Genomic DNA, 24,551 nt, shown 5'->3' on the forward strand with positions numbered 1-24,551 from the left:
GTTAAAAGCGCGGCTATCAGGTTGGTAACAGGCGGACCACAATGAAGGTTTTCGCAGGCAATTCGAACCGGCATCTTGCCGAAGCGATCTGCAATTATCTCAACGTTCCCTTAGGCAAGGCTAGTGTCAGGCGCTTCGCGGACCAGGAAATCTTCGTTGAAATCCAGGAGAACGTGCGCGGCGAGGACGTATTCGTCGTCCAGCCGACCGCATTCCCGGCCAACGACCATCTCATGGAACTGTTGATCATGATCGACGCCATGCGGCGCTCTTCGGCGCGACGCATCACGGCGGTTCTTCCCTATTTCGGCTATGCCCGCCAGGATCGCCGCGCCTCCGGGCGCACGCCGATCTCGGCCAAGCTGGTGGCCAATCTGATCACCGAGGCAGGCGCCGACCGCGTTCTCACGCTCGACCTGCACGCGGGCCAGATCCAGGGCTTCTTCGATATACCCACCGACAATCTCTATGCGCTGCCGATCCTGACGCGCGACATCAAGGCGAACTACGATATCGGCAACGTCATGGTCGTCTCGCCTGATGTCGGCGGCGTCGTGCGCGCCCGTGCGCTCGCCAAACGCCTCGACTGTCTGTTGGCGATCGTGGACAAGCGCCGTGATCGCCCAGGCGAGTCCGAGGTGATGAACATCATCGGCGAAGTGGAAGGGAAAGATTGCCTGCTGATCGACGACATCGTCGATTCCGGCGGCACGCTCTGCAACGCGGCCGATGCCCTGCTCGCAAAGGGCGCGGCAAGTGTCACCGCCTACATTACCCACGGCGTGCTTTCGGGCGGTGCCGTGACGCGCGTCGCAAACTCGAAACTGAAGGAACTGGTGATCACCGATTCCATTCAGCCGACGACCGCCGTGCAATCGGCACCCAACATCCGCGTCATCACGACGGCAAGCCTCATCGGCGAAGCCATCAACCGCACCAGCCAGGAAGAATCAGTTTCGAGCCTGTTCGACTAAGGCTCGAACGACATTTCAGGTGGCTCTTGCTCCCGCCGGATGTGCCTGCTTCCATGCCAGCAGGCCGACTCCGATCAGGCCGGAAACGAAGACGGCCGCACCCGATCCCATGATCGAAGGCCCGATGCCGAACCAGGCAAACAGGCTCGGCGACATAAGGTAGGCCAAAAACAGACCCGTGAAGATCGCGCACATCAGCAGACGATAGACCTGCGCCAGCCTATGCGGCTCGCTGCGCGTCTGCATCAGATGCAGCATGGCAAGGTTCTCGAACGGGCCGTTGATCGCCGCAAAGCAGGCGACGATCATCAGCCATATGCGGTCATGCATCAGCGGCAGCAGGAAGACCCCCGATCCGAAGATGAACTTTGCCGCGACGATCCACACCACCGGCCGACGTGGCTTGACGCTGCTCAGGATCAAATTGGTCGTCAGGTTGCCGACGCCATAAGCGGTCATCATCAGGCTGTAATCGGTCAGCGGATCGGCGCTGGTTTCGCGTAAGTGCAGGATCATGCCCAGCAGGATTCCCATGGCCCAGGCAATATTTCCTATCAGGTTGGTGAACAAGCCATAGAGGATTGCCGCATGGCCGCGAGCTGCCCGCCATCCTCCGAGGACACCATCCACGACAGCGGCCATTCCGGAAAATTCACGTCGGCGTGGTGCCGCAGGCCGCCTCGCCACCGCTAGCCAGACGGCGAGCGCCGAAAGCAGGAAAGTCGCTGCCGTCACGGTAAAGAATTGCGATTTCGGCAGAAATCCGTTCACCAGCGCGATCAGGCTCGGACCGAGAATGCGCGCCATGCGGCGAGTGGCGTCGAACAGGCCGTTGGTCGCGTGCCGGACATCCGGATCGACCGCGATCGTCGGCAACGTTGCCTGCAGTGACGGATCGAACGCGGATGTAAGCAAGGCAATGCATCCGGCAAGCACCACCAGCAGCGGCAGGCTCATCAGATGCAGAAGCCCCGCAAGCGACAGCATCAGCAGCAGAGCCGCCCGCACGAGATCGCTCGCGATCATCGTGGTGCTGTGACGCCAGCGATCCGTGACGATGCCGCCGAAAAGACTGCCGAGCAGCAGTGCGCCGGATTGCAGTGCGGACACATAACCTGCATCACTGCCGATGAAATCGGCTGCGATCCAGACGACTGCGACCATATAGAATTCGGAGCCTGTCGCCGCCAGCACCTGACCGGCCCATAGGAGAGAGATCGAGCGCTGGCTCAGCGGCTTCAGGACAAACATGATCGCATTCTGATTTCGGAGGGACTTACTTCACAACCTGGCCGTTGACCGACACGTGACCGTCATCGGAAAGATCGATATCCCAGCGCGAGCGTCCATCGGCATCCGTCTTGGCAAAACCCTTGGCCATCATCAGGCCGAGAGAGACCTGAGAAAGATCGGCCTTGGTCTTTGCTGCCTCCTGAATGGCCGCGATCGTCTTGTCGAGATCGCGGGCGAGAACCGTCATCTTCATGGCGACGCGATCCTTCTCTGCCAGCCAGCCGCGCATGCTGCCGGAAGCCTGGACATCATAGAGACCGGAAACGGCGCTGATTTTCGGGAAGTTGATGGTCATCGTTCCATCGGGGAACATGGCCTTTTGCAGCTTCTCGTCTATGGCTTTGTCGTTACCCGGCTTCTTGAAATCGGTGTCCTTCAGGACATTCATCATGGCGGTGAAATTGAGGTTCGGCACCTGCACCTGGATATCGGCCGCATTGGGAATGAAGGCAATATAGTCTTCAGGCACCAAGCCTGTGGCCAGCGTCAGCTTTTCGGCATTCAATCCAAAATCGGCGTTCATGGCATTGGCAGGCCCGGCAACCTTGAAGGAATAGCCCATCTTCTGCAGCCCGCCATTGCCGAATGGCGTCGTAACCGCGATATCGTTTATGGCGACGGACTCGTCGAAGGAGCCGACGATCGGCATGGCATTCATCACCAAGGCCTTGAGCGCCTCGCCGTCTTTATCCGAAAGCGTCTTCTCATCCTTGTGTTCGGAGATGAACTGAAGCAGGGAGTTCACCGCCTTTAAGGGCAGCTTCGTCGCACCCATGTTGAAATCGATCGCCGCGATCTTGATTTCGCCGAGCGTCGCATCGTCTGCCGAGATCTTGTTGTAGAGTGCCCGCAGACTGCCGTTCATCTTGATATCGAGCCTGCCCGCCTCACCGCTATCGGCCGACGACAGCGTATAAACGATGCTGTCGGCAGTGGCGTCGTTCTTCTGGACGCCATTGTTTTCGTCAGTCGTCTTGGTGGCGAGGGTAATGCCCTGCCCCTTCATATCCATCGAACGCAGATAGTGAAGCGCTGGATCGAAAACGCCCTTGAAGGTGGACGATGCCAATGCATAGCGAAATTCGCTGTTGAGGCTACTGCCAGGCTTGGAACGCGCCGTCACGTCCAGGGCATTGTTGCCTTCGATATTCCAAAGGCCGCTGTCGAGCGGCGTCGCCAGCATCAGCAATGGCTTGAGGCCGCTGATGTCGAAACCGCTCATATTCAGCTTGTCGAGCAGCTTCTGCAGATCATAGGTGACCTCATAGTTCGCCCCGGCCGGCTTGACCGAGATTGCACCGCTCTTGGCGATATCGTCAGGCAGGAAATAGGTCAGGTTGCCATAGAGGTCCTTGGCACCCTGTTCGCTGACGTCAGCCGCCTGCGCACTACCAATAACGCCGGCAGCGACGACAGTCGCTGCAGCAATCGCTTTGAAACGCATAATTCACCCCCAAATATGATGGAAAAGAAACGTGAAAATTCGAAAAGGACCAATCGGCCTTTCGAATGAAACTTTATTGTCGCCCCGACACATGGGCTTGCTCCCCAAACATCAAGGCTTCTTCATCACCTGACCATTGACCGTCACCGTCCGGTCCTCATCCATTGTGATGTCCCAGCGCAGACGACCGTCGGGATCGGTCTTGGCAAAACCTTTGGCGGCAAGCAAGCCAAAAGAAACTTTATTCAGGCGCGGCTCTGCCTTGGCGGCATCCTGGATGGCGGCAACCGTCTTGTCGAAATCGCGCGCCAGGATCGTCGCCTGCAGTGAATAGCCGGCATGCGGCTTGATCGAGCCCTTCAGCGCGCCGGAAATCTCGACATCATAGACGCCTGAAGTGGCGCTGATCTTCGGAAACTCCAGCGTTCCATAGCCACTCGGGAACATTGTGCGCTTCAACGCCTCACTGGAAACCGGTGTAGCGCGCGCGGCGATCGCCTCGAGGCCGGTATCGATAAGACCCGCGAAGTTGATGTTCGGCACGCCAAGCTGCACATCGAGCGTCGATGGCAGGAACGCCGAATAAGCCGCCGGAACGAGATCCGCATCCGGTGTGAATTGTTCGGCCCGCAGCTCCAGATTGACGTTGGAGGCCTTGGTCAGGCCGTCCATCTTGAAACTGTAGTCGATGCGCTTGACGCCGACCTTGCCCTTTTTCGTCGCCACCAAGGCGTTGTTGAGGGTGACGGTCTTGTTGAGCGATCCGAAAACCGGCAGGGCGCGGTGCACCAGCTGCTCGAACTTCTCGCTGCCGCTTTCTGAAAGCTGCTTGGCCTTGACGTGCTGAACGAAGAAGCGAATGAGCGCGCGCAGATCCTTCGCCGGCAGGCTGGTGGCGGTGAGGTTCGTATCGACGCTATCGGCACTGAAGGTGATGGGCAAACCATCCGGCCGCACGGTGAACTGCTCGCTCAGGCGCTGCAGGGTCCCCTGCAATTGCAGGTCGACCTTGCCGGCTTCGCTGCCGTCGATGACCGTGTGAGCGAAAGAGACGCTGTCGATGGTGGCATCGAGCTTCCGCCCGCTCCTCGGACCGGTGCCGACACTGGAAAATTTCACGCCGCTGCTTTTGATGCCCATTGAACGCATCATCTCGATCGTCGGATCGAAAATGCCGTCGAAGGAGTTGGAGGCGATGGAATAGGCAAGGTCGGACGTCGGCGAATGCAGGGCGATATCGAGGCTGTTGTCGCCCGTCAGGTGCCATCTGCCCCGTTCGACAGGCTGCGCGAAGAGGGAGAGCGGTTTGAAGCCTGTAACCGAAAATGCACTGGAATTGATCTTGTCGAAGAATTTCGCCAGATCGTAGACGATCTCATATTGGTCACCCACCGGCTTGACGGTGACGAAATCGCTGCGGGCAAGATCCTGCGAGAGCGGTTGGGTGAGGATATTGCGAAGCTCCTTGGCTCCCTGCTCATTGATCTCGGCAGCCTGCGGCGCGCCGGCAAGACCCATGGAAAAAACAGCGGCGGCGATGATCCTGGGGCGCATGCCGACCTCTCCTTCTGACCCTGATCGATTGAATTCGACTGTTGATGGGGCTGGGGGAATATGTCAAGGCGTTGATAGACATGGCATCGCAGGCTTGTCTCGGCAGTTGCAATGCCACCACAAAGCTTCGCAATCCGGGGTGCTTGCACCTTTGGCCGCTTTGTATTATACGCCACGCGTCCGCGTAGACACCCTTGGAGGCAACGCGGATGAGGCAGGGCATGCCCTCCTCCAGTTCAGCCGATGCGACTTTGTCGACCGGGTGAACTCTCCAAATAACCTCGAAAGGAATAGCTATGAGCCACGAAAGCTACGAGCTCAAGGCCGAGGCGCGCGAACGGGTTGGTAAGGGGTCCGCCCGTGAACTTCGCCGCAATGGTCTCATTCCCGCTGTCATCTATGGTGATAAGCAGGCCCCCATTTCCATCGCGCTCAACACCAATGAGGTGACGAAGCGCATCCACGCCGGCGGTTTCCTCACGACGATCGCAACGATCGACGTCGGCGGCAAGAAGATCAAGGTTCTGCCGAAGGACTACCAGCTCGATCCGGTCCGTGACTTCACGGTTCACGTCGATTTCCTGCGCGTTTCCGGCAACACCGCGGTCACCGTGGAAATCCCGGTTCATTTCGAAAACCACGAGAAGTCCCCGGGCCTCAAGGCTGGCGGCGTGCTGAACATCGTTCGCCACGAAGTCGAAGTCCATTGCCCGGCCGATGCGATCCCGGAATTCTTCACCGTTGACCTCAGCGGCCTGAAGAGCGGCGACAGCATCCACATCTCGGCCATCAAGCTGCCGAAGAACGTCACGCCGGTTATCGCCGACCGCGACTTCACGATCGCAACGATCGTTGCTCCGGCAGCCGGTCTTGCTGAAGAAGAAGCAGAAGGCGGCGAAGAAGCCAGCGCCTGATTGGCATCTTCAACTTAAAGCATCGAAACCCGCCTTCCCTTTTGGGGATGGCGGGTTTTTCATTGCCTGAAATCAAATATTAGAGAAAGTAAAAATAAAAACGTCTTGAAATCTATACTATCGTTGATTTCCATTAACCCCAGAATTTCAGCAACATTTAACAGATTCATGAAAATCTACGCGAAAGAGTTGTAGAAAGCGGCACCCCCAAAGCTCCGCTGGTCTATGGCTGGGGAGCAAAAGGAACAATGAGCCATTCGGTCGAAAACAGGTTTTTCGCGATCGTCTGCGGTGCGCTGCTGGTTTTCGTAGCGCCGCTCTTCATCCTTTTTCTTTTCTTGTCGTCCGAACGCGCCGAGAAGGAAATCAAGGATCATATAACCGTCCTGCTCGTCGCCAATGCCCAGGCGCTTGCCAAGCCGCTGTGGGATCTGGATGAGGATAGCGTCACCCAGATCAGCGCGACGACGGTCGCCGAAGGTGCGATCGTTCGGGTCAACGTGCGCGATCTTTCCGGCCAGCTCGACGTCACGCAATCCACCATTCCGAAATCCTACATGGGCAATCTGGAGTCCATCTCGCGACCGATCGTCTACAACGGCGTGGACGGCACCAAAAAGCTCGGCACCATTACGGTCTACTATCCACAACTCGGCCTCTTCGATGGTTTGAAGAACGAGGAAATCGTCTTCATTTCCATCTTCATCTTCGCCGTGCTGACGGTCTTCGGTGCGGCGCTGATCGGCAACCGCATTTTCGTCATTCAGCCGTTGATGCGCCTGACACACGCCATCGAGGCCACGCGGCGGCTCGGCTCTCGCCATCATGTCGACTGGCAGTCGAACGACGAGATGGGAAGGCTCGCCAGCAGCTTCAACGATATGCAGAGCAAGTTGCAGCGCGAGGAGACCGAGCTGAAGTTTGCCCATCGCCGCGCCACCGATACCTATAATCTGACGCCCGCCATGCTTTTCTCCCTCGACAAGGACGATTGCATCGCCGCCGTCAGCGACTACTGGCTCGCCGCGACCGGCTACGGCCGTGCCGAGGTGATCGGCCGCGAGTTCGCAAGCCTGGTCCTGCCGGAATCGCGCGCGCGATACGTCGAGCGCAAGAACAGCAATCCCGATACCGCCGCCCGTCTCGCAGTCACCGTCAAGTTCCTGTGCCGGAACGGACGGGTAATGGACGTCCTGATTCTGGAAACCACCGCCATCCAGGACGGTCTGTCGCTTTCCGTCATGACCGACGTCACCGAGCTCAAGCAGTCCGAGGACAAGAACCTCCGGCAGGCAATCACCGATCATCTGACCGGCCTCCTCAATCGTCAGGGCTTCGAGACCGCGTTGGACGCCAAGATCAACGAAGCCGATCTGCGCAAACGCGAACTTGCCTGCCTCTTCATCGATCTCGACCGGTTCAAGTGGATCAACGACAATATGGGCCATGCCGCGGGCGACGCGGCCCTGCGCGAGCTCGTATCCCGCCTGCAGACATGCCTGAAATCGGGCGACATCGCCGCCCGCCTGGGCGGTGACGAATTCGCGATCCTGCTCCTGGCGGAAGATGCCGAAGCAAGAGCAATCGACATGGCTGCCCGTATCGCCGAAATCTTCGAAGCGCCCTTCGAGGGCGATGCGCGCCTCAGCGCCAGCATCGGCATCGCCATCTATCCGCGCCATGCGGCCAATGCCGCCGAGCTGCTGCTGAAGTCCGATATCGCCATGTATGCCAAGAAGCGCGACGGCAAGAACGGCGCACAGATCTTCGACAATGGCATGCTCGACGACTCGCGGCGACGCGCCGAACTGGAAAGCCATATCGAGGCCGGCCTCCTAGAGGACTGGTTCGAGGCCTATCTGCAGCCGGTGGTGAATATCGACGATCGTTCGATCGCCGGCTTCGAGGCATTGATGCGCCTGCACCATCCGCAGAAGGGTATCCTGCCCCCTGCCCGCATCATCGAGGTCGCCGAAGAGACCGGCTCGATCATTCGCATCGGCAACCGCATCATGGAAAAGGCGATCGCCAATTTCGCGCGCCTGTCGCGTCTCGACGGCATGCAAGACACCTACCTCGCCATCAACTTCTCGCCTCTGCAATTTGAGCCCGAACTGCCGCTGCGCATTGCCACCCTGCTTTCGCGCTATGACGTTCCCGCCGGGCGCATCGTCGTCGAAATCACCGAAGCCGTACTCATGGACGACAATCCGGAGACGCGCATGGTCATCAACGAGATCTGCCGTTACGGTTGCCGCATCGCGCTCGACGATTTCGGCACGGGCTATTCGTCGCTGAGCTACATCAATCGCTTCCCGGTCGACATCATCAAGATCGATCAGTCCTTCATCCGCGCGATCAACGATACTGCTTCCGATGTCAGCGCCAAGAGCCGCATGCTGGTCGAAAGCATCACCACGCTGTCGCACAAGATGAACTGCACGGTCATTGCCGAAGGCGTGGAAACGGAAGAGGAATGCGCGACCCTGCGCACCATGGGCATCGACTACGGCCAGGGCTATCTGTTCTATCGGCCACAGCATCCGGACACCCTGGCAAAGACACTCGTCAGCCAGCAGCAGGATCATCCCTCCCCCATAGCACAGGCGTCATAGCGATGAGGAACCGCATGCGAAAGCCGCTGCTCACGATTGCAATCAGCCTGTTTTCGCTATTCCTTTTCCTTCCAGCCCGCGCCGAAACCGTTCATTTCACCACCGAGGAATATCCGCCCTTCAACTATCGCGATGGCAAGACGGCTGTCGGAGCCCTTACCGAACAGGTACAGAAGGTGATGGCCGATATCGGCGTCGATTATAGCATCGCCATCTTGCCCTGGGCGCGGGCCTATAATCAGGCGTTGGCGGAACCCATGACCTGTGTCTTCGCGACCGCCCATAATGAAGAACGCGATCCGCTCTTCAAATGGGTGCAGCCATTGCTGATCGATCGCAGCATCTTGATCAAGCACAGCGGCTCCAAGATTGCCGCCGCCGCCATCGACGAAGCCAGGAAATATCTCGTCGGCACATGGCGGGAGGACTATACGGAGACGATACTGCGCCGGAACAATTTCCCGCGCATCGACGTGGGTAGCGATTTCAAGGCTACGCTGAAGAAACTGATGAGCGATCGCATCGACCTGATGCCGATCTCGGAATTCTATTTCGAAAAGCTGAAAACGGAGGGCAATGCCGTGGAGAAGGTAACCGTCCTTTCCCAGCAGCCCATGGGGATCGCCTGCCAGAAGGACTTCCCAACCGACCTTCTGAACAGGATGCAGGCGGCGCTGAATGCGCTGATCGTCGACGGAACACAGAAGCAGATTTTCCTGAAGTACGGCCTCCACCTTGGCGACTGACGCATCCCGCCTTGACTTTGCCGCCAAATCGCTGTGGTGAAGGGCATCGATATTTTCCAAGGGGTGAAGCGCATGCTTCTTATCGCCGGCCTCGGCAATCCGGGCGCCAAATATCAGGGCAACCGCCATAATATCGGCTTCATGGCCGTGGATGCGATCTATCGCCGCCATAGCTTTTCGCCCTGGCAGAAGAAGTTCAAGGCGGAGATTTCCGAAGGCGAGCTCGGCGGCCAGAAGGTGCTGCTCATCAAGCCGCAGACCTTCATGAACCTCTCGGGTGAAGCTGTCGGCGAAGCCATGCGCTTCTACAAGCTCCAGCCCTCCGACCTCGTGGTGATCTACGACGAACTCGATCTGCCGGCCGGCAAGGCGCGGCTGAAGACCGGCGGCGGCCATGGCGGTCACAACGGCATCAAGTCGATCGACGCCCACTGCGGCCGCGAATATCGGCGCCTGCGCCTCGGCATCGGTCATCCCGGCGTCAAGGAGCTTGTGCACAATCACGTTCTCGGCGATTTCGCCAAGGTGGATCAAAGCTGGCTGGAACCGCTGTTCGACGCACTTGCCGACAACGCCGATATGCTGGTGCGCGGCGAGAATTCGCAGCTGATGAACAAGATCGCGCTTGCCCTCGGCGGCAAGGCGGAAGACGACGCTCCCAAGCCGGAGAAGAAGGCGCCTGCCAAATCCCATATTCATCAGGCGCGCAATCATAACCAGCCGAAGATCCCGGAAACCGGTCCCATGGCGGAAATGCTGAAGAGGATATTCAGCAAGAAGGATAATTGAAATGCCGGACGCAGCAGTCGAAGATGCCGCAGATATCGTCATCCGGCCGGTCGCGGTTGCGGAACTGCCGACCCTCCTTGCGCTCTACCGGCATCTGAATGTCGAAGACCCGGTGCTTGAGCTGCAGTTGGCGGAGAGCCGCCTTGCGGAAATTCTTGCCCATCCCGGCATGACGATCCTCGCCGCCTTTGACGGAGACAAGGTCGTCTCTTCCGTAACACTGATCGTCATCCCAAATCTCACGCGCGGCGGGGCGCCCTATGCTTTGATCGAGAATGTGGTGACCCACGCCGACTATCGTCGGCGCGGCTTTGCCGGCGCGGTCATCCGCAGGGCGTTCGCAAGCGCCTGGGAGAGGAACTGCTACAAGGTCATGCTGCTGACCGGCTCGAAGAATCCGGCAACGCTGCGCTTCTATGCCAATTGCGGATTTACGCAGGACAAGACCGGCTTCCAGGTCCGTCGTCCTACCTAACAAGGGCAGCCGTTCCTATTCTTCCGGCTCGGTAGTGAACATCAGCGGGAATCCCGCGCTTTTAGCAAGATCGACCGCCTCCTGCGCCTTCGTCTCGGCAATATCCCGCGCACAGACCATGACCACGCAGGTGCCGAGCTTATGCGCGGTCATCATGACGCGGTAGCCGGTCTCCTCGCTCATGCGGAAGACGGCCTTGAGCACCATGATGACGAATTCCCGCGGCGTATAATCGTCGTTCACGAGAATGATCTTGTAGAGCTTCGGTCGCTCGACCTTCGGCTTGGTTTTTAGTCTTTGGTTTCAGGACAACATCATTGTCACTCATCGGCATCACCGTTGACGACAGGGGAAAGAGGCTTTGGGCTAATAGGGAAATTATAGTGCAGCGCAGTACACCGTTCAAGGACCACGGTCTCATGACAATGCGCCCTGACAACGCGCAAAGCAGCATTCGAGCGACTTCCGCCTCTCTTTCGGCAGAAAAGAGCCTCCTTGCCCGCACAAGACTTGACCCGCAACGGCCCTTCCCCCATAGGCACAGCAAAGATTTTCAAGATATGGACAAGGTGCCATGGGTTTCAAATGCGGTATCGTCGGGCTGCCGAATGTCGGCAAGTCCACTCTGTTCAACGCGCTGACCAAGACGGCGGCGGCGCAGGCGGCGAACTATCCGTTCTGCACGATCGAGCCGAACACGGGTGAAGTCGCGGTTCCCGATCCGCGCATGCGCAAGCTCGCCGACATCGCCAAGTCGAAGGAACTGATTCCCACGCGCATCTCCTTCGTCGATATTGCCGGCCTCGTGCGCGGCGCATCGAAGGGTGAGGGTCTCGGCAACCAGTTCCTCGCCAATATCCGCGAAGTCGACGCCATCGTGCATGTGCTGCGCTGCTTCGAAGACAGCGACATCACCCATGTCGAAGGCCGCATCAATCCGGTCGCCGACGCCGAGACGATCGAGACCGAGCTGATGCTCGCGGACCTCGAGAGCCTTGAACGCCGCACCGAGCAGACCCGCAAGCGTGCCACCGCCAAGGACAAGGAGTCCTTGGCGATGCTGCCGATCATGGACGCTTCCCTGGCATTGCTGCAGGAAGGCAAGCCCGTCCGCACGCTGCTCTCGAAGCTGGACGCCGAAGAGATCCGCATCCTCAAGGGTCTGAACCTCCTGACCTCGCACCCCGTGCTCTATGTCTGCAACGTCGCCGAAGGCGATGCGGCAACCGGCAATGAGTACACGGCAGCCGTTGCCGCCATGGCCAAGGAGCAGAATTCGGAAGTCGTCATCATCTCCGCCGCGATCGAGGCGGAAGTGGCGCAGCTGCCCGATGACGAGGCGAAGGAATTCCTCTCCGCGCTAGGCCTCGACGAAGCCGGCCTCGACCGCCTGATCCGCGCCGGTTACAAGCTGCTGCACCTCATCACCTATTTCACGGTAGGCCCTAAGGAAACCCGCGCCTGGACGATCGAACAGGGCACCAAGGCGCCGCAGGCGGCCGGCGTCATCCATTCGGATTTCGAACGCGGCTTCATCCGCGCCAACACGATCGCCTTTGACGACTATGTCGCCTACAACGGCGAAACCGGCGCCAAGGAAGCCGGCAAGGCGCGTGACGAAGGCAAGGAATACGTCGTCCAGGACGGCGACGTCATCCACTTCCGCTTCAACACCTGATCGCTTTTCGGCTGCCGTCGCCTAAGCAATTTCAGGAAAAGTGCTAGCGGTTTTCCGTTCGGAATTGCGTTAAAATAAGATGATAGAGCGCTTCCTTGCTTCGAAGAAAAGCGGAAACGCTCTATCGGAGCGCCGGCAATCTCGCCTGTATGCCCGCAGGCAACCGCCGCACGATGACGCGGCGCAGATCGGCCCAGCCGATACCGATGACGAGCACCACCAGGCCGACAATCATCAGCACCAGGAAGCCGACCTTGTCGAGACCGGCATTGTTGTGCCGGAAAATGGCCGCAGTCGCGAGGCCGAGCGACACGAGACCTGCGGTCACGAAAGCGCGGCGATCGATCACAAGCCCGATCAACATCATCATCAGAACTGCGATCAGGACGGTCACCGCCTGCAGGTAGCCTCCGAAAAGCGCGTCGGTGAGATTGGTGAAAACGCCGCCGCCGCTCGCAAGCTCCAGGCGCAGAGCCAGGAGGACGGTTGAATAAAGCAGCGCCGGAGCGGTCGCGAGATGCAGCCAGAAGGCGACGTCGGAACGGCGCGTGACTCTTTTCGGATCGCTGAGGTCGTAGCGCATTGCCAAGGCGAAGCTGCCAAGTGCCGCAATCAGCAAGATCATGAGTGTCTGGATCGGATAATCTACCGGCACATTCGCGGACCCAGTGACAGTGCCGGCGACATAGAAGACTGTCGCCAGAAACAGCCCAAACAGCGAGAACAGGAATAGCGCCAGGGAAAGCGGGACCCGGTAGCGCCAATAGAACAATATCAGCAGGGGCGGGAATGGCGCAGCGAGGATAAATGCGCCGATTGTGAAATTATCGACCAATGCCGGGGTGGAACTGACATAGGTCACGACCGTATGGAAAAGCCAGAAGACGAGCGCCACGGTCAAGACGACAGCCGGAAGCGCCAGCCGTTGGCGGCGCACGAGGATTTCGGCCAGGATGACGATTGCCAGCAGAGACGCATAGCGGTTCGCCAGACCCCATAGCCCGACCAGCAGCACAATGATGCCGATGGTAATGAGCACGTCGTGAAAGCCGCGCACGAAACGCGGCGCTTCCGTCTCTTCCAGCGGATTGGAATCATCAAGTGAGCGTGGTGCCGAAAGATCCTGAGCCGCCGGCAACGCGCCGATGTTCCGCTCGCTGAGATACGGCAGCAGTCGCTCCGCTTGGTCGGAGGAAATAATCCCCTCGCCTGCCGCCTCTTTCAGTGCGATTTTGAGTTTGCTCATTCTTCCCGCTCCATATCGCCACTACCAAGCCTCATCATATCGCTGCCGCACAATCAAGGGCTGCCGTATGCGAATGCGCAATCGTATTCGGCTAGCCTCATCCGACCACGAAAATGCTTGCGCCATCGCCACCCAGATGCGATTGCCCATAAGCAGAATGTGGAGGATGGGAGGACAGATGACGAAGTTCGTCTATGAAGACTTTCAGCTGGGACGGGAATTTCCGCTCGGCCCCAAGCATGTGACGGCGGCGGAGATCGTAGAATTCGCTAGGGAATTTGACCCGCAGCCCATGCATCTGGATGAGGAAGCAGGCCGCGCAAGTATTCTCGGCGGACTCGCCGCTTCCGGCTGGCACACCTCTTCGATGTTCATGCGCATGATGTGCGATTCCTATCTCCTCGCCACCGATGCGCAGGGCGCGCCTGGCATCGATTTCATGGAATGGAAGAAGCCTGTTCTGGTGGACGACACCCTGTCGGGCCGTTCCATCGTCGTCGAGGCGCGCCCCATGCGTTCGCGCCCCGGCATCGGCATCGTCAAGTTCCGTCATGAGGTCGAGAACCAGCGCGGCGAGCTCGTCTGTCTCGGCGAAAACGCAACGATGATCCGCATGCGCGCCGGCGCGGAGATATCCGCATGAAGATGAGCGAACTTTATACCATCGGCGAGCGCATCGAGATTGGCAGCCATACCTTCACGCCCGAAGGCATCGTCCACTTTGCCTCGCGCTACGATCCGCAGATCTTCCACATGGATGCGGAAGCGGCCAAGCAATCCTTGTTCGGCGGGCTCTGCGCCTCTGGTTGGCATAGCTGCTCCGTGTGGATGCGCACCTTCGTCGATTACTGGAAGTCCGAAACCGCACGGCTGATCGCCGAGGGCAAGACGCCGCCCAATCTCGGCCCCTCACCCGGCTTCAAGAACTTGCAATGGCTGCGGCCGGTCTTTGCTGGCGACACGATCACCTATGGTGTCACGATCGTCGGCAGCAGGCCCTTAGCCTCGCGCCCCGGTTGGGCGCTCTACACACTGGCCTGTGACGGCGTAAACCAGCATGGCAGCCAGGCCCTGCGCTTCGAAAGCACCGTGCTGGCCTTCGAATAGCGACGACGGTTCCGCCGTCGCTACCTCGCTCGTCTGATGAGCACACTCAGTGTCCGGCGAATTCCACCAGCGTATGAACCGGTACATCAAGCTCTTCGAGCTTTTTGCGGCCGCCGAGATCAGGCAAATCGATCACGAAGCAGGCAGCAACGACTTCGGCGCCGATCTGCCGCAGAAGCTTCGTCGCGCCGACGGCGGTGCCGCCCGTTGCGATGAGATCGTCCACGAGAATGACCCTCTCGCCCGGATTGACGGCATCGCGATGCATCTCCATCTCGTCCACGCCATATTCCAGGCTGTAGGCGATGCGGACGATATCGTGCGGCAGCTTGCCCTTCTTGCGGATCGGCACGAAGCCGGACGACAACTGATGCGCCACCGCGCCGCCCAGAATGAAGCCACGCGCTTCCATGCCGGCGACTTTGTCGATCTTGGTGCCGGCATAGGGATGCACCAGCGCATCCACGGCGCGACGGAATGCCCTGGCGTCGCCAAGCATCGTCGTGATGTCGCGAAAGATGATGCCGGGCTTGGGATAGTCCGGAATGGAGCGGATGCTGGCAGCGAGCTCCGAAGCAATAGTGTTCATGAAATACGTACTCTCAGGCTATGATAGGGCCGGCCGCACCCTATCAAGACCGGCGCTCTATACCAACAAAAAAGGCGGCCTCGATGGGCCGCCTTTTCGTTGAAACATCGCAATACTCAGTGAGCGCCGGCCTTGGCATAGACGGAACGCTTGGTGAGATAGATCAAGATGGAGAAGATCAGCAGGAACACCATGACCATGAAGCCGAGATGCTTGCGATCCTCCAGATGCGGCTCGGATGTCCACATCAGGAACGCAGACACATCGCGCGCATACTGATCGACCGTCTGCGGCGCGCCATCGTCGTAGGTCACCTGTCCGTCCGAAAGCGGCTTCGGCATCGCAAAAGTCGCGGCCGCATCGAAATACGGGTTGTAGTGCGAATTCTGCGGCACCTTGAAACCGGCCGGCGGCTCTTCATAGCCAGTCAGCAGCGAGTAGATATAGTCCGGGCCGCCTTCCTGATACTGGGTGAAGATATCGAAGATGAACTGCGGGAAGCCGCGCTCGACTTCGCGCGCCTTGGCAAGCAGCGACATGTCAGGCGGCACCGCCCCGTTGTTGGAGGCCGCGGCGGCCTCGTCATTCGGGAACGGCGAGTTGAAATGATCCGACGGAAGCGCCTTGCGGGTGAACATCTCGCCCTGGGGGTTCGGCCCGTCCTGAACCTCATAATTGGCAGCAAAGGCCTTCACCTGGGCTTCCGTATAGCCGAGATCTTCCAGCGTGCGGTAAGCCACCAGCTTCATCGAATGGCAGGCGGAACAGACTTCCGTATAGACCTTGAGACCGCGCTGCAGCTGGGCCTTGTCGTAATAGCCGAACGGGCCGCCGAAGGTCCAATGCTGCTCGCGCGGCTCCTTCAGCGGATAATGCGGCGTCTCGTTCTCCGTGGCAGGTTTCGTCTCCGCCGCCATGGCGGCCGCCGTCAGGGAGCCGCCGATCAGGGCGAGCGAGAGAAGGCCGGCAACAATTTTTTTCATCGTTTTCTTCCTTCCAACCGCTCAGGCGCTCATCGCGACGGCGTCTTTTTTATCGCCGCCCTGCTTTTCAAGAACCGCTTCCGTAATCGAATTCGGAATGCGCCTCGGTGTCTCGACTATGCCAAGCACCGGCATGATGACGAGGAAGAACAGGAAGTAGAACAGCGTCGCGAACTGCGCAGCCGTGGTGTAGATGCCCTCCGCCGGCTGCGAGCCGAGCCAGCCGAGCAGGACAGCGTCGGCAACGAACAGCCAGAAGAACAGCTTGTACCATGGGCGATAGACGGCTGAACGAACCTTCGACGTATCGAGCCACGGCAGGAAGAACAGCACGATGATGGCGCCGAACATCGTCAGGACGCCGCCGAGCTTGGAGTCGATCGGCCCGATGTTGAAGGTGATCGAGCGCAGCATCGCGTAGAACGGCAGGAAGTACCATTCCGGAACGATATGGGCCGGCGTCTTCAGCGGATTGGCCGCGATATAGTTGTCGGCATGGCCGAGAAAGTTCGGCAGATAGAAGACGAAATAGGCGAAGACCAGCAGGAAGATGGAGACGCCGAGCGCATCCTTCAGCGTCGCATAGGGCGTGAAGGCCACGGTATCCGTCTTCAGCTTGACTTCGACGCCGGTCGGGTTCGTCTGGCCGGTCACATGCAGCGCCCAGATGTGCAGGATGACAACGCCCGCGATCATGAACGGCAGCAGATAATGCAGCGAGAAGAAGCGGTTGAGCGTCGGATCGTCGACGGCGAAACCGCCGAGTAGGAAGGTCTGGATCCAGTCGCCGACCCATGGGAAGGCCGAGAAGAAGCCGGTGATAACGGTTGCACCCCAGAAGGACATCTGGCCCCAGGGCAGAACGTAGCCCATGAAGGCGGTCGCCATCATCAGCAGGTAGATGATCACACCGAGAATCCAGAGGATTTCACGCGGCGCCTTGTAGGAGCCGTAGTAGAGACCGCGGGCGATGTGGAGATAGACGGCCACAAAGAAGAAGGACGCGCCGTTGGCATGCATGTAGCGCAGAAGCCAGCCGTGATTGACGTCGCGGACGATCTTTTCGACCGAATTGAAGGCGATCGCCGTGTTGGCCGCATAATGCATGGCGAGAACAACACCGGTCAGGATCTGCAAAAGCAGCATGACAGCCAACATGGCGCCGAACGTATAGGCATAGTTCAGATTGCGCGGGACCGGATAGGCGATGAAACTATCATAGACCATACGCGGCAGCGGAAGCCGCGCGTCGACCCATTTTTCGAGCCCTGTGGATGGCTCGTAAGACGAATGACCACTCATGATTCAGCTCCCCCTCAACCGACCTTGATCTTCTTTTCCGACGTGAACGCATATTGCGGTATGAAGAGGTTCTCCGGCGCGGGTCCATGGCGGATGCGACCGGCAGTATCGTAAACCGAACCGTGGCAGGGACAGAACCACCCGCCATATTCCCCTGCCTGACCGAGCGGAATGCAACCGAGATGGGTGCAGACGCCGATCATCACGAGCCAGTTCTCCTTGCCGTCGCCAGCCGAACGGGCAAGATCCGTTGCCTGCGCGTCAGCCGGGAGATTGGCATTGCGAGCGACCGGATCCTTCAGGTCCGAGAGCTGCGCGCCCTTGCCGTCGTCGATTTCTTTTTGCGTGCGGTTACGGATGAAGACAGGCTTGCCGCGCCACTTCACCGTTAGGGACATGCCAGGCTCCAGGCTCGACACGTCGACTTCGATGGATGCAAGAGCGAGTGTCGATGCGTCCGGCCGCATCTGGTCGATAAACGGCCATGCGACGGCAACTGCACCCACCGCGCCGGCCATACCTGTCGTCAAATAAAGGAAATCGCGACGAGTCGGCTCGCCGGTGGACTCAACTGTCGTACTATGCTCGCTCAAAGCTGCACATCCTCTTCCCGCAAACCACGGCAAAAACCGCGGTACCCCTCACTAACGGTGAATCATCGCGACCATAATTCCGCCATAGATTCCTCCGTAACCCGCTGCGTTCTAAGCTTGATCGCAAATTATGTCCAGTCTTGGCAAGGGGAGAGGGCACAATGTCGCGGCAAAATCGCGCTATTGCGTCGCAGGCCCGAAGCTTAAGCTTCCCTCTCGCGGCAGCCCGAGGTTAAGCGCATGAAAAAACAGTGGATTCACATAATATTTTTTCGCATCGCATAGCAAAATAAGTAGTAATTTCAATGCCGCACTGCAAAAACTGCCACGATCATCGCATCTTCATTCCATCGTCGGCATGAGCCTTTACCTCTTAAAACCAAATGGATTTGTCTTGCGGTTTGTGGACGATTGTCACCGTTGCCTTGTGCCGTCAGAACATCGGAACATGAAGCACGAGAACTTGCCATGAGACACACGATTTATTGCGTTCTATGCGTTCTTGCCACGCTGGCGCTTGGGATCCTTGCGGCGCGCTACGTCACTGAGTCCTGGTTGCTGGCCTTTTTCGAAAGCCTGCAGACCCACATCAGCGTCTTTGCAATCCTGTTTGCCTTGATCGCATTCGTTTTCAAGCGCCACTGGTACGCACTATTCCTGACCACGGCCGGAACCGTGCTTCTGGTCCACTCGATGCTCATGCTCCAGGAATACGCCGCGTCTTCCCTCGTCGCCTCGGCAGAGGCAGGCGGCGGAAATTTCAGGCTCCTGTCCTTCAACGTCGAAGACAGCAATTTTGAAAACGGCGCCCGCATCGCCGATCTCGTTATCGCCTCGAAAGCCGATGTCGTCGAAATTTTCGAGGCAGGACCCGTCTTTTCCGAAATGGACCGCATCACCAAGGTCTATCCTTACCGCATTGGTTGCGGCGTGATGACCACCGACTGCGACTCCCTGCTGCTGTCAAAAAGACCGTTCCAGAGCCAGCTCATGCGCAGCCTCGGCAGCCTTTGGGACAATCGCTTCATTCTGGCCACCATCGACATGGACGGCCAACCCGTGAATTTCGCTTCCGTTCATTTGAGCAAGCCCTATTTCGATGCGTTCCACCAGATCGAGCTTGGTCTCCTCGCTCCCGCCCTCAACGACGTGAAAGGGCCGCTTATCCTCGCGGGCGATTTCAACGCGTCGATTACCGCTCCCGACATGCGCGACTTTCTGGCCGCGACCGGCCTTCGCCATGCCTTCCCCGAGCCGGCGACATGGCCAATCACTTTAGGCGCCTACGGCATCAGCATCGATCACGTCTTCGCCCGCCCACCGCTCCGGCTGGTATCCGTCACGCAGATCCGCGATGCGATGGGATCGAACCACTTTGGCTTGATGACGGAGCTCAGCGTGCCTCGCACCGGTGGTCCAAAGGGCGCCGCAGTCGATTAGGCCCGATGCCGGTCAATCGGCATCCGCCGCGATGAAGCCGCCGGACTGGCGTGCCCAGAGTTCGGAATAGAGGCCGCCGCGGGCAATCAGCTCGTCATGTGTACCTTCTTCGATGATCTTGCCCTTGTCTATGACGATCAGCCGGTCGAGCTTGGCAATGGTCGAGAGCCGGTGGGCGATGGCGAGAACCGTCTTGCCCTTCATCAGCGTATCGAGGTTGGACTGCAGCACGGCTTCGGCTTCTGAATCCAGCGCCGACGTCGCCTCGTCGAGCACCAGGATCGGCGCGTCCTTCAGCATGACGCGAGCGATCGCGATGCGCTGGCGCTGGCCGCCTGAAAGCTTGACGCCGCGCTCGCCGACATGGGCGGCATAGGCGGTGCGTCCCTTCTGATCCTCCAGAGCGGTAATGAAGCGATCCGCCTCGGCCTGTCGCGCCGCTTCCACCATCTGCTCGTCCATGGCATCGGGGCGGCCGAAAAGGATGTTGTCGCGAATGGAGCGATTGAGCAGCGCCGTATCCTGCGTCACCATGCCGATCGCGCCGCGCACCGATTCCTGCCGCACGGCGGCGATATCCTGGCCATCGATCAGGATACGGCCGCCTTCGAGATCGTAGAAGCGCAGCAACAGGTTGACGAGCGTCGTCTTGCCCGCGCCCGATCGGCCGACGATGCCGACCTTCTCGCCGGCAGCCACATTGAGGGAGAAATTATCGATGACGCCGCCGCCGCGCCCATAATGGAAGGTGATGTTGTCGAAACGGATTTCCGGGCCGGTGACGACCAGGTTCTTCGCATCCGGCCGATCGACCAGGCCGATGGGCTCGGAGATCATTTCCGCCGAATTCTGGATCGTACCGAGATTACGCATGATGGCGTTGAACTGCGCCATCATGCGGCCGAAGAGCATGTTCAGCCGCAGCACCATGCTGAGCGTGAAGGCGACGCCACCGGTCGAAATCTCGCCCGACAGCCAGAGATGAACGGCCAGCGCGCCGATGGTGGTGATCATGACGCCCGACAGCAGCGCCAGCGAGGAACGCACGCCGGTCAGCAGCCGCGTAAACGGCATGACGGCTGCCTGGAAGCGGTCGAAGCCATTGCGGATGTAATGATCGTTCTGCTCCTCCCGCCCGAAGAGCTTCAGCGTCTGAATATTGGCATAGGCATCGACCATGCGCCCGTTCAGCATCGACGATGCTTCGGCGGCATTACGCGCATGCCGGCGAATGCGCGGCACGAAATAGCGCGCAAGCATGGAGAAAACGCCGATCCACACCGCGATCACCAGCGCAAGCCGCCAATCCAGTCCGCCGACCAGCGCAATGGTCGAAGCCGCATAGATGATGATGAACCAGACGACCTGCAGCAGCGACACGACGAGATCGCCCGTCGCCTGCCCCGCCGACCAGACCTTGGTGACGACACGGCCGGAAAAATCATTCTGGAAGAATTCGACGGATTGTCTCGCCACATGCCGGTAGGCCTGCCAGCGCACGAGGTTCAGGAAGCCCGGAACAACCACCTGCTCCTCGACGAGTGCGCCGAGGCTGACGACCACGAAGCGCACGACAAGCACCACGAAAACCATGCCGAGAAGTGTCGCGCCATGGCCGGCAAGCAGCCCGCTCCACCCCTCGCCCGGCTTTACCTTGTCGAGAATATCGACCAGATGCCCGACAAACCAGAACAATGCCGCCTCGAGCATGGCGACTGCCCCGCCGAGCGCCGCCATTGCCAGGAATGGACCTTTGGCCTGACTGACATAATACCAGATGAAAGCGCCAAGCGACCGCGGCGGCCTGAGATCGCCGCTGCGGTAATAGGGATCAATCCAGGTCTCGAACAGACGGTATACGGAGCGGATGAGCATGCCAGCGATATAGGCAATTTCCCAAGCGACGCAAAGGAAATGGCCGCGTGGCAAAGGCTATATTTTCGTTAGAATCCCGCCGAGCGTCCACCTCTTGTGTCCTGCAAACGAAAAGGGCGGCTTTCGCCGCCCTTTCTCATCCCTACTCCGCCGCCGCCTCAGCTTCCTCGTGATCTGCCAAGAATCCACCGGATTGCCGGCTCCAGAGCTCGGCATAGATGCCGCCGTTCTGGACCAGCTCCTGATGCGAACCCATCTCGATGATCCGGCCCTTGTCGAGAACGACGAGGCGGTCCATCTCGGTCAGCGTCGATAGGCGGTGGGCGATGGCGATCACCGTCTTGCCGTGCATCAGGGCGAAGAGGTTTTCCTGGATCGCTGCTTCCACTTCGGAATCGAGCGCCGAGGTTGCCTCGTCGAGCACCAGGATTGGCGCGTCCTTCAGGAAGACGCGGGCGATCGCGACACGCTGCCTCTGGCCGCCGGAAAGCTTGACGCCACGCTCGCCGACCTGCGCATCCAGGCCTGTGCGACCCTGCATGTCGACCAGGCCTTCTATGAAGTCCCAGGCATTGGCGCGCTTGGCCGCCTGTATCACTTCCTCGTCGGTCGCATCCGGACGGCCATAGGCGATGTTGTCGCGGATCGAGCGATGCAGCAGCGACGTATCCTGCGTCACCACGCCGATCATCGAGCGAAGGCTATCCTGCGTCACCCCGGCGATATCGTGGCCGTCGATAGTGATGCGGCCGCTTTCCAGATCATAGAAGCGCAGCAGCAGGTTCATCAGCGTCGTCTTGCCGGCACCGGACCGGCCAACGAGGCCGACCTTTTCGCCCGCACGGATATCGAGGCTCAAGTCCTCGATCACACCCTTCGCCTTGCCGTAATGGAAGCGAATGTGATCGAACCGGATTGCCCCCTGCTTGGCCGCGATCGGCGAAGCCGCCGGCTTATCGACGATGTCATGCGGCTTCGTCATCATCTCCATGCCGTCATAAACGGTGCCGATGTTTTCGAAGAGCGCCGAGACTTCCCACATCACCCACTGCGACATGCCGTTGACGCGCATGGCAAGGCCGATAGCAATGGCGATGGAGCCGACCGAGATCGAACCGCTGAGCCAGAACCAGATCGACAGTGCCGAGACGATGAACAGCGCCGCGCAGTTGTTGAAATAGACCGAGGCGTGGAACAGCGTCACCTTGCGCATCTGCTTATGGACGGTATTGAGGAATTCCTCCATGCCGGCCTTGGCATAGGTCTCCTCGCGACCCGCATGTGAGAAGAGCTTCACCGTGGCGATGTTGGTGTAGCTATCGACCACGCGGCCTGTCATCGTCGAGCGCGCATCGGCCTGCTGCGCGGCGATCTTGCGCAGCACCGGCACGAAATGAGCGACGATCGCGACATAGACGCCGAGCCAGAGCAGGATCGGAATCATCAACCGCCAATCGGCCGCCGCAATGACGAGGATCATCGACAGGAAGTAAGTGACGACGTACACGAAGACGTCGAGGATCTTCATGACGGTTTCACGTACGGCAAGCGAGGTCTGCATCACCTTGGTCGCGACACGACCGGCAAACTCATTGGCAAAGAAGGTCATGCTGTGACGCAGCAGGAAGCGATGCATCTGCCAGCGCGCGATCATCGGATAGTTGCCGAGCAGCACCTGATGCATGATGAAGCTGTCGAGGATCGCCGCGAGCGGCAGCCCGACGAGCACCATCGCGCCCATCCAGAACAGCTTGTGCCATTCGGTCTGCAGGAACGTCGTCTTGTCGGCCTTGGTCAGCCAGTCGACGATATCCCCGAGGAACTGGAACAGCGCCACCTCGCCGATCGCGATCGACATGGTGAGGATGCTCATGGCGATGAGCCACGGCAGCGCCGGCCTGGAATAGTGCCAGCAGAAGGCGAAGAGGCCGCGCGGCGGAGTGTCCGGCACCTCACTCGGGAAAGGATTTAGTCGGCGTTCGAACCAGCCAAACATTGAAATGCTCCAGAGACTCGACCTTTTGACCACCTGCTGCGCCTAAAGGTCGCAGATTGATATGGTGGCCGGGCGATGAAAGAACGAGGCCATCTTGGTCGCGAAATGAATCAAAAAAGGAGGTACCTGCGAAGGAGCGCCTTAAAGTGCCCCGATCAGAACCGTGAGTTCACGGCACGAAGGCGCATCATTACAAAGGTGATATCCATCTGCGCCTCCTATTTCGCTGGTTGTAGAGCGAGTGTCTTTTAGCGCGCATTTCTCTTTTTGAAAAGTGGAGTATGCCTGAAAAATGGGCTGAAAACTTCAATTGTGCTGATGGGAGACATCACAAAAAGCGAGGGATCGGCGAAAAGCGGAGACAAATTCGGATGTTTTCGCTAGTTGCAGCGCATGACCAAGCTCCGCATCGCCCTCTATCAACCCGACATTCCCGGCAATACCGGCACGATCCTGCGGCTTGCCGCCTGTCTCGGCCTTTGTGTCGACATTATCGAGCCGGCTGGCTTCGACATATCGGATCGCAATCTGAGGCGCGCCGGCATGGACTACCTTGCCGCCGTCAGCCTGACCAGGCATGTCAACTGGGACCGGTTCGAGGCATGGAGGCGGGAAAGCGGACGGCGGCTGGTGCTGGCCTCGACGAAGGCGGCGCAGCGCTATACCGATTTCGCCTACCGCGACGACGACATTCTTCTCTTCGGCCGCGAAAGCGCCGGGGTGCCGGAGCATGTGCACGAGAAAACCGATGGCCGCGTCCTGATCCCCATGGTCGAGGGCCAACGCTCCATCAATGTCGCGATGTCGGCAGCGATGATATCGGGCGAAGCCTTGCGGCAAACGCAATGGCTACCACTCGCCGCACCGGGGCCGCACGGAGCCTGAATGTCGCACCCGAATAGGCGTTGGCACGTCGGATAAAGTGTGAGAAGCTTCGC

At 59.2% G+C, this 24,551-nt stretch carries 21 protein-coding genes and 1 pseudogene; 11 read left to right on the forward strand and 11 right to left on the reverse strand.

Features of this window, described 5'->3' with window-relative positions; translation table 11 throughout:
* The first annotated feature begins 41 nt into the window (after positions 1–41).
* On the forward strand, positions 42–974 hold the full coding sequence (locus tag HGP16_RS23930; RefSeq protein ID WP_168842477.1) for a ribose-phosphate pyrophosphokinase: 933 nt from the start codon (positions 42–44) through the stop codon (positions 972–974).
* Between the two features lie 15 nt (positions 975–989).
* Here the strand turns inward: HGP16_RS23930 and HGP16_RS23935 are convergent, their stop codons facing one another.
* From HGP16_RS23935 to HGP16_RS23945, 3 genes are all read right to left on the reverse strand, one after another.
* Positions 990–2,225, reverse strand: a complete 1,236-nt coding sequence (locus HGP16_RS23935; RefSeq protein WP_168842478.1) for an MFS transporter — start codon at positions 2,223–2,225, stop codon at positions 990–992.
* Positions 2,226–2,250: 25 nt separating this feature from the next.
* Complete coding sequence (locus tag HGP16_RS23940; RefSeq protein ID WP_168842479.1) at positions 2,251–3,711, reverse strand: YdgA family protein; 1,461 nt, start codon at positions 3,709–3,711, stop codon at positions 2,251–2,253.
* A 111-nt stretch (positions 3,712–3,822) separates the two neighbouring features.
* A complete protein-coding gene (locus tag HGP16_RS23945) occupies positions 3,823–5,265 on the reverse strand; it encodes a hypothetical protein (RefSeq protein ID WP_168842480.1) in 1,443 nt (480 codons plus the stop codon).
* Between the two features lie 296 nt (positions 5,266–5,561).
* On the opposite strand from HGP16_RS23945, the gene HGP16_RS23950 reads away from it, so the two are divergent.
* The 5 genes from HGP16_RS23950 (at position 5,562) to HGP16_RS23970 (ending at position 10,804) form a co-directional block, all read left to right on the forward strand.
* Entirely contained in the window at positions 5,562–6,179 is a 618-nt protein-coding gene (locus HGP16_RS23950) for a 50S ribosomal protein L25/general stress protein Ctc (protein WP_168842481.1), read from the forward strand.
* Positions 6,180–6,427: 248 nt separating this feature from the next.
* Positions 6,428–8,794, forward strand: coding sequence for an EAL domain-containing protein (locus tag HGP16_RS23955; RefSeq protein WP_168842482.1), 2,367 nt, complete (start codon positions 6,428–6,430; stop codon positions 8,792–8,794).
* A gap of 14 nt (positions 8,795–8,808) precedes the next feature.
* Positions 8,809–9,540, forward strand: a complete 732-nt coding sequence (locus tag HGP16_RS23960; RefSeq protein ID WP_168842483.1) for a substrate-binding periplasmic protein — start codon at positions 8,809–8,811, stop codon at positions 9,538–9,540.
* A 72-nt stretch (positions 9,541–9,612) separates the two neighbouring features.
* The gene (pth, locus tag HGP16_RS23965) at positions 9,613–10,329 is read left to right on the forward strand and encodes an aminoacyl-tRNA hydrolase (RefSeq protein WP_168842484.1); all 717 of its coding nucleotides are present in this window, start codon (positions 9,613–9,615) and stop codon (positions 10,327–10,329) included.
* Between the two features lies 1 nt (position 10,330).
* Complete coding sequence (locus HGP16_RS23970) at positions 10,331–10,804, forward strand: GNAT family N-acetyltransferase (protein ID WP_168842485.1); 474 nt, start codon at positions 10,331–10,333, stop codon at positions 10,802–10,804.
* Between the two features lie 15 nt (positions 10,805–10,819).
* Here HGP16_RS23970 and clpS read toward each other — a convergent pair.
* Positions 10,820–11,132: pseudogene (gene clpS / locus HGP16_RS23975) on the reverse strand (ATP-dependent Clp protease adapter ClpS).
* 246 nt (positions 11,133–11,378) lie between these two features.
* On the opposite strand from clpS, the gene ychF reads away from it, so the two are divergent.
* On the forward strand, positions 11,379–12,482 hold the full coding sequence (gene ychF / locus HGP16_RS23980) for a redox-regulated ATPase YchF (RefSeq protein ID WP_168842486.1): 1,104 nt from the start codon (positions 11,379–11,381) through the stop codon (positions 12,480–12,482).
* A 121-nt stretch (positions 12,483–12,603) separates the two neighbouring features.
* Here the strand turns inward: ychF and HGP16_RS23985 are convergent, their stop codons facing one another.
* Positions 12,604–13,728: a hypothetical protein gene (locus tag HGP16_RS23985; protein WP_168842487.1), complete on the reverse strand. Its 1,125-nt coding sequence runs from the start codon at positions 13,726–13,728 to the stop codon at positions 12,604–12,606.
* Positions 13,729–13,906: 178 nt separating this feature from the next.
* Here HGP16_RS23985 and HGP16_RS23990 point away from each other — a divergent pair, with 178 nt between their 5' ends.
* Together HGP16_RS23990 and HGP16_RS23995 are read left to right on the forward strand one after the other, a co-directional pair.
* Positions 13,907–14,371, forward strand: coding sequence for a MaoC family dehydratase (locus tag HGP16_RS23990; RefSeq protein WP_168842488.1), 465 nt, complete (start codon positions 13,907–13,909; stop codon positions 14,369–14,371).
* The gene (locus HGP16_RS23995) at positions 14,368–14,835 is read left to right on the forward strand and encodes a MaoC family dehydratase (RefSeq protein WP_168842489.1); all 468 of its coding nucleotides are present in this window, start codon (positions 14,368–14,370) and stop codon (positions 14,833–14,835) included. Before HGP16_RS23990 ends, HGP16_RS23995 begins: the two co-directional genes overlap by 4 nt.
* A gap of 46 nt (positions 14,836–14,881) precedes the next feature.
* Here HGP16_RS23995 and HGP16_RS24000 read toward each other — a convergent pair whose 3' ends face one another.
* From HGP16_RS24000 to petA, 4 genes are all read right to left on the reverse strand, one after another.
* Positions 14,882–15,424: an adenine phosphoribosyltransferase gene (locus HGP16_RS24000; RefSeq protein WP_168842490.1), complete on the reverse strand. Its 543-nt coding sequence runs from the start codon at positions 15,422–15,424 to the stop codon at positions 14,882–14,884.
* Between the two features lie 116 nt (positions 15,425–15,540).
* Positions 15,541–16,407, reverse strand: a complete 867-nt coding sequence (locus HGP16_RS24005) for a cytochrome c1 (protein ID WP_168842491.1) — start codon at positions 16,405–16,407, stop codon at positions 15,541–15,543.
* A 21-nt stretch (positions 16,408–16,428) separates the two neighbouring features.
* The gene (locus HGP16_RS24010; protein WP_168842492.1) at positions 16,429–17,709 is read right to left on the reverse strand and encodes a cytochrome b N-terminal domain-containing protein; all 1,281 of its coding nucleotides are present in this window, start codon (positions 17,707–17,709) and stop codon (positions 16,429–16,431) included.
* Between the two features lie 14 nt (positions 17,710–17,723).
* The gene (gene petA, locus HGP16_RS24015; RefSeq protein WP_168842493.1) at positions 17,724–18,302 is read right to left on the reverse strand and encodes a ubiquinol-cytochrome c reductase iron-sulfur subunit; all 579 of its coding nucleotides are present in this window, start codon (positions 18,300–18,302) and stop codon (positions 17,724–17,726) included.
* A 468-nt stretch (positions 18,303–18,770) separates the two neighbouring features.
* Here petA and HGP16_RS24020 point away from each other — a divergent pair, with 468 nt between their 5' ends.
* Positions 18,771–19,742 carry an endonuclease/exonuclease/phosphatase family protein gene (locus HGP16_RS24020; protein WP_168842494.1) on the forward strand — a complete coding sequence of 324 codons (972 nt, stop codon included), beginning with the start codon at positions 18,771–18,773 and terminating at the stop codon, positions 19,740–19,742.
* A gap of 12 nt (positions 19,743–19,754) precedes the next feature.
* On the opposite strand, the gene HGP16_RS24025 is transcribed toward HGP16_RS24020, so the two are convergent.
* Both HGP16_RS24025 and HGP16_RS24030 read right to left on the reverse strand, forming a co-directional pair.
* Complete coding sequence (locus HGP16_RS24025; protein WP_168842525.1) at positions 19,755–21,617, reverse strand: ABC transporter ATP-binding protein; 1,863 nt, start codon at positions 21,615–21,617, stop codon at positions 19,755–19,757.
* Positions 21,618–21,759: 142 nt separating this feature from the next.
* Positions 21,760–23,613: an ABC transporter ATP-binding protein gene (locus HGP16_RS24030; RefSeq protein ID WP_168842495.1), complete on the reverse strand. Its 1,854-nt coding sequence runs from the start codon at positions 23,611–23,613 to the stop codon at positions 21,760–21,762.
* A gap of 393 nt (positions 23,614–24,006) precedes the next feature.
* On the opposite strand from HGP16_RS24030, the gene HGP16_RS24035 reads away from it, so the two are divergent.
* Positions 24,007–24,498: a tRNA (cytidine(34)-2'-O)-methyltransferase gene (locus HGP16_RS24035; protein ID WP_168842496.1), complete on the forward strand. Its 492-nt coding sequence runs from the start codon at positions 24,007–24,009 to the stop codon at positions 24,496–24,498.
* Positions 24,499–24,551 lie beyond the last annotated feature (53 nt).

Origin of the sequence: Rhizobium sp. P40RR-XXII, from assembly GCF_012641405.1 — a bacterium.
Lineage (GTDB): Bacteria > Pseudomonadota > Alphaproteobacteria > Rhizobiales > Rhizobiaceae > Rhizobium.

Bases quoted from the DNA above. Each gene is read 5' to 3' on its own strand.
- HGP16_RS23930 (WP_168842477.1), top strand. From the start codon at position 42: ATGAAGGTTTTCGCAGGCAATTCGAACCGGCATCTTGCCGAAGCGATC.
- ychF (WP_168842486.1), top strand. From the start codon at position 11,379: ATGGGTTTCAAATGCGGTATCGTCGGGCTGCCGAATGTCGGCAAGTCC.
- HGP16_RS23990 (WP_168842488.1), top strand. From the start codon at position 13,907: ATGACGAAGTTCGTCTATGAAGACTTTCAGCTGGGACGGGAATTTCCG.
- HGP16_RS23970 (WP_168842485.1), top strand. From the start codon at position 10,331: ATGCCGGACGCAGCAGTCGAAGATGCCGCAGATATCGTCATCCGGCCG.
- HGP16_RS23950 (WP_168842481.1), top strand. From the start codon at position 5,562: ATGAGCCACGAAAGCTACGAGCTCAAGGCCGAGGCGCGCGAACGGGTT.
- HGP16_RS24000 (WP_168842490.1), bottom strand. From the start codon at position 15,424: ATGAACACTATTGCTTCGGAGCTCGCTGCCAGCATCCGCTCCATTCCG.
- HGP16_RS23995 (WP_168842489.1), top strand. From the start codon at position 14,368: ATGAAGATGAGCGAACTTTATACCATCGGCGAGCGCATCGAGATTGGC.
- HGP16_RS23960 (WP_168842483.1), top strand. From the start codon at position 8,809: ATGCGAAAGCCGCTGCTCACGATTGCAATCAGCCTGTTTTCGCTATTC.
- HGP16_RS23935 (WP_168842478.1), bottom strand. From the start codon at position 2,225: ATGTTTGTCCTGAAGCCGCTGAGCCAGCGCTCGATCTCTCTCCTATGG.
- HGP16_RS23940 (WP_168842479.1), bottom strand. From the start codon at position 3,711: ATGCGTTTCAAAGCGATTGCTGCAGCGACTGTCGTCGCTGCCGGCGTT.
- HGP16_RS23945 (WP_168842480.1), bottom strand. From the start codon at position 5,265: ATGCGCCCCAGGATCATCGCCGCCGCTGTTTTTTCCATGGGTCTTGCC.
- HGP16_RS24025 (WP_168842525.1), bottom strand. From the start codon at position 21,617: ATGCTCATCCGCTCCGTATACCGTCTGTTCGAGACCTGGATTGATCCC.
- HGP16_RS24010 (WP_168842492.1), bottom strand. From the start codon at position 17,709: ATGAGTGGTCATTCGTCTTACGAGCCATCCACAGGGCTCGAAAAATGG.
- HGP16_RS23985 (WP_168842487.1), bottom strand. From the start codon at position 13,728: ATGAGCAAACTCAAAATCGCACTGAAAGAGGCGGCAGGCGAGGGGATT.
- HGP16_RS24035 (WP_168842496.1), top strand. From the start codon at position 24,007: ATGACCAAGCTCCGCATCGCCCTCTATCAACCCGACATTCCCGGCAAT.
- HGP16_RS24005 (WP_168842491.1), bottom strand. From the start codon at position 16,407: ATGAAAAAAATTGTTGCCGGCCTTCTCTCGCTCGCCCTGATCGGCGGC.
- pth (WP_168842484.1), top strand. From the start codon at position 9,613: ATGCTTCTTATCGCCGGCCTCGGCAATCCGGGCGCCAAATATCAGGGC.
- HGP16_RS23955 (WP_168842482.1), top strand. From the start codon at position 6,428: ATGAGCCATTCGGTCGAAAACAGGTTTTTCGCGATCGTCTGCGGTGCG.
- HGP16_RS24030 (WP_168842495.1), bottom strand. From the start codon at position 23,613: ATGTTTGGCTGGTTCGAACGCCGACTAAATCCTTTCCCGAGTGAGGTG.
- HGP16_RS24020 (WP_168842494.1), top strand. From the start codon at position 18,771: ATGAGACACACGATTTATTGCGTTCTATGCGTTCTTGCCACGCTGGCG.